The sequence below is a fragment of the Acinetobacter sp. YH12027 genome (assembly GCF_013420085.1).
GTDB lineage: Bacteria > Pseudomonadota > Gammaproteobacteria > Pseudomonadales > Moraxellaceae > Acinetobacter > Acinetobacter amyesii.
The window spans coordinates 1-4187 of sequence record NZ_VOYW01000082.1 but is presented as its reverse complement, the minus strand read 5'-3'; the positions used below and the strand labels follow the sequence as shown (position 1 = coordinate 4187).

Below are 4187 nucleotides of genomic sequence, written 5' to 3'. Positions count from 1 at the left end.
GTACACAGTGCACTGGGTTATGTATCACCTTTTGAGTTTGAAGCAATGTACTATGATAAGATTAACCCGTTAGGTCAGGTGGCCTAACTTAAATAAAAAAGTCTCCGACAAACCCGGTACGGTTCAGGAACGACTTTTGAAAAAAACTGCGAAACTATTGAAAAACTTTCGATAGCAAGTGGCATTATTAAATGAAATTAATTCTATAAAGTGTTGCACTTTGTTGGTAATCAAGATTTCTTACTAGATTGTAAAACTCATAATTTATCTATAGCTCTGTTAAACTACCAACTCACATAGCACGATGAGACACCATGAGTTTAGCCAACCTGATTGATGAATTAAATCCTCAACAAAAACAAGCCGCAACAACAGAAGCACAGCATAGCTTGGTTTTGGCAGGAGCAGGTTGTGGTAAAACCAAAACTATCGTGGCGCGTGCAGCTTATTTAATTGATCAAGGCGTGCCTGCCAATCAAATTCAAATTTTGACTTTTACTCGCCGTGCGGCCAGTGAAATTGTCGCTCGTGTGGAGCTGGCTCTGGGTGAGCAGGCTAAAGGGCTACGCGCATCAACCTTTCATACTTTTTGTATGTACCTATTACGCCGCATTCCCAAAGCCTTTGGTCTAGAACAGTTTTCGATTATTGATCGTGATGATCAACTCATGATGTTCCGCCTGATTCGTGGCCGTGATGATAAGAAAAACCCCAATCACTTACCCAAGCCAAAAGAACTCTGTGATCTGTATTCCTTTGCCCGTAATACCCGTCAAAAACTCAGCATTGCTATGGAAAAGCAAATGCCTGAGTACTTTGCTTTAAAAGATCAAATCGCGGATATCATGAAAGAATACGAAGCCCGTAAACGTGCGCGTAGCTTTTTAGATTACGACGATATCTTGGCGATTGTGGCGAAAGCCTTGGCGGAATCAGATGGACTGGTCGATTATGTCGCTTCAATTTGTCGCCACATGTTGGTTGATGAAATGCAGGATACCAATCCGCTGCAATGGGCGTTACTTGAGCCACTAAAGGAACGTGTCAGTTTGTTCTGTGTCGGCGATGATGCACAGTCAATCTATGGCTTCCGAGGTGCAGACTTTGAAAACATTCATCATTTCAAAGAGCGTGTACCAGACGCACAGATTTTCAAACTCGAAAAAAATTATCGTTCAACCCAAGAAATTTTAGACTTGTCGAATTGGTTGTTGGATGAAAGCGAAATTAAATATGACAAACGCTTAGATGCCTATCGTGGTGAAGGGATTAAGCCGAAAATGCATATTTTCCCGAATGAGTTTGATGAAGCCAAATGGATTGCCATTGATATTAAAGAGCGTCATTACCTCGAAGGCAGCAAATGGTCGGATCATATGGTGCTTGTGCGTTCAAGCTTTGCTGCTCGTCATATTGAAGCAGCCTGTATTGCCGCAAACGTGCCGTATCGCTTTATTGGCGGAATGAAATTACTTGAAACAGCCCATGTCAAAGACTTGCTCAGTGTGCTGCGTGTAGTGGCCAATCCTTTAGATGATATCGCGTGGATGCGCTTTTTAACCTTGTGGAATGGTGTGGGTGATGTCGGTGCGAGTAAGTTATCGCAGCAGATTTTACTTGAGCCAGAAATGCAAGCCATTGCAACCAAGTTGGAAAAATTTGGCAAAGTACCTGACCAAGCGATTCTGATGATGAAGCAAATGTCGGTGTTGAAAGATCAAGTCAAAGAATGTGTAAGCTTGGCTGTTCAAGCGATTTCTGAGCAGCTAGAAGAAAACTATAAAAAAGATTGGAACCGCCGTGTCGGGGATTTTGATTTGGTGAAACAACTGGCATCAAAGCATACACAGCTCAGTGAATTTCTTGAAGAGTATGTGCTCGATCCTGTGTCCATTTCTGAAATTGAACGCCAATCTGACAGTGATGTCGTGACGTTAATTACCATTCATTCGGCAAAAGGAACGGAGCAAAAAGTCTGTTATGTGGCGAATGTCACGCCAGGGCAATACCCGCATGCACGTGCCCAAGGCAATTTCGATGAAGTGGAAGAAGAGCGCCGCGTGTTATATGTGGCGCTGACACGTGCGCAAAATGAATTAATTTTGACAAAGCAAAACTTGAACCACTGGGCACGTGAAACTGTCGATGAGCAAGGCCGTAAAGTAGAAAGTTACTTTATGAATGATTTAACTCGAAATTTATGTAGTTTGGAAACACACTATAAAACCCGTCAGCAAACCGTAAAAAGTGCCTTAATCGAAAGAAAATCGATTAATTTAGATTTTGGTATCGATCTCGATTAAAATAGATTTTTGACGTGATTTACACGCAAGTTAAAAAGCAAAATAGACAAATGCTTTTTGATGATGCTGTCTATTTGGAAGATTGAATGAAAATTTTAGTACGTAACTTAGAGCGTTCAGTTACTGAAGCAGAATTGGTTGAACTGTTTAAACCATTTGGCGCAGTAGAGTCTGCTGTTGTTGTTATGGATGCAAGCACAGGTAAATCGAAAGGGTTTGGTTTTGTCGAAATGCCAAATGGTCGTGAAGCTGTAAAAGCGATTAAAGGCCTGAATACTTTGAAAGTCAAAGGTGCGGGTATTCGCGTAAAAGCGGCTGAAGATAAGCCTAAAGCATAAATTTAAAAAGGAGCGTTACGCTCCTTTTTTTATCGGTGATCTATGAAAAAATGCTACTCGGCTTTGTCGATTGTTGCGCCATCTGGTTCGAACATTGCTTGTGGGCTTAAAACGCTTGAAGTCCGCTCATGGCAGCCCGAACATTTGCCTTTAAAAGATTTAGTGATCGTGGAAAATCAACGCTACTTACATGAAAGCGGAGATGAAGATATTGGACGTGCAGTGGCGATGGTTGATGTATATGATGTTCATGCATGGACTGAAACAGAGGTAGAGCAAGCGCAGGCGACATATTGGGCAACAGGGTGCTAGGCTTGGCGTCTGGAAAATATCAGGATGATTGATTGGGATATGCCTGTTCCCGCAAAGCGTGACATTTATTTAATTGAAATCGATCATCCATAATATTTATTGTGAATTTCCTAAAAATCCGTTTAAGCTTATTCATGTAGAAAAACGCCAAAATTTAGGGAATTGTTCATGTCTCGTGTTGCTCGCTTTCATGCTGATCGTACCAATCAAAAGTTATATTTTAGCCGTCTTGCATGTCAGCAAGCCGAGCAGACCGATCATGTTCAACAAGCTCAGGCTTATCGCGAAGCAGCGGTTTTTCATTTGCATGGTGCAGTACTTGCGTTTTTACAAGAGTTGGTGCGTTACTATCGTTTAAATGAGCCTGCGCCCACGTTAAAGTCGATTGAAACGCTGATGGCTGAAAAAGGTCAGGTATCACCTGAAGTGACTGTTATGCAGCAATTGGCAAAGCAGGGTTTTATTGCAGAGCTGAAACGCGCACATCGTATGTGTCAGTATGCACCTGAACCGTCTGCACCAGAGCCAGAAGATGAAACGTCTTCAAATTTAATTATTAAAGTCACTCAAACACCGCAAGCATGGTTGCCAGATACCGCTATTTTGCGTGAATGGCATCGTGATCTAACCCAATTGATTGATGGATTTCGTAACGAGATGGTGGAGTTCTAATCGGACTATTGCTACTTGAAATAAATTTATTTAACCCGATATAAGATTATCTAAGTAATACAAAGTGCAGATGCCTTTATCACCATGTTGCGCATGGAGGGATATATGTCTATAGAACAGTTGAAAGAACTCTTTGGGAACCAGGAAGCAATTTTAGAGCTGGTTCAATTGGAAGGTGGTGAGTTGGCATTGCGTAATGCAGGCTCAGAAAAAGAGCCTTTGGTGACTATCCAATTCAATGAAGAATTACGCAATATTTTGGGCGATCAAATGAGTGTGATCGCTCAGCAAATGATTCAGGCTGCATTGTTTGGTTTGTTAGAAAAACAAGTGGATGAATGGCATGCCGAAGTGGTTGATGAAAAGCCCAAATATATGAGCTAATCATATAGCTGCTGACTTTGCGGATCATGATAATGAAAACGCACCTTTCGGTCACTGCTGTCCCACAATTTTTCACAAGAGGAAGCTCATTTGAGCTTCCTCTTGTTTTATGGGTATTTTATCGGGTGAAAATAAAGCTTTTAAAGTTCTTCTTTCAAACAAATTCACTTGAATTATT

The 4187-nt window shown here is 41.4% G+C and carries 4 protein-coding genes and 1 pseudogene; all 5 read left to right on the top strand.

Annotated features, from left to right (window positions below; genetic code table 11):
- Positions 1-314: 314 nt before the first annotated feature.
- The 5 genes and pseudogenes from FTT94_RS16205 to FTT94_RS16185 all read left to right on the top strand — a co-directional run bounded on the left by FTT94_RS16205 (position 315) and on the right by FTT94_RS16185 (position 4009).
- Entirely contained in the window at positions 315-2303 is a 1989-nt protein-coding gene (locus FTT94_RS16205) for an ATP-dependent helicase (protein ID WP_168377891.1), read from the top strand.
- Positions 2304-2389: 86 nt separating this feature from the next.
- Positions 2390-2641: an RNA-binding protein gene (locus FTT94_RS16200; protein ID WP_078189697.1), complete on the top strand. Its 252-nt coding sequence runs from the start codon at positions 2390-2392 to the stop codon at positions 2639-2641.
- 42 nt (positions 2642-2683) lie between these two features.
- Positions 2684-3046, top strand: a pseudogene (locus tag FTT94_RS16195) (ASCH domain-containing protein).
- A gap of 75 nt (positions 3047-3121) precedes the next feature.
- Positions 3122-3625, top strand: coding sequence for a DUF6586 family protein (locus FTT94_RS16190; RefSeq protein WP_111884067.1), 504 nt, complete (start codon positions 3122-3124; stop codon positions 3623-3625).
- Between the two features lie 105 nt (positions 3626-3730).
- Complete coding sequence (locus FTT94_RS16185; RefSeq protein WP_078192732.1) at positions 3731-4009, top strand: hypothetical protein; 279 nt, start codon at positions 3731-3733, stop codon at positions 4007-4009.
- The last annotated feature ends 178 nt before the right edge of the window (positions 4010-4187 follow it).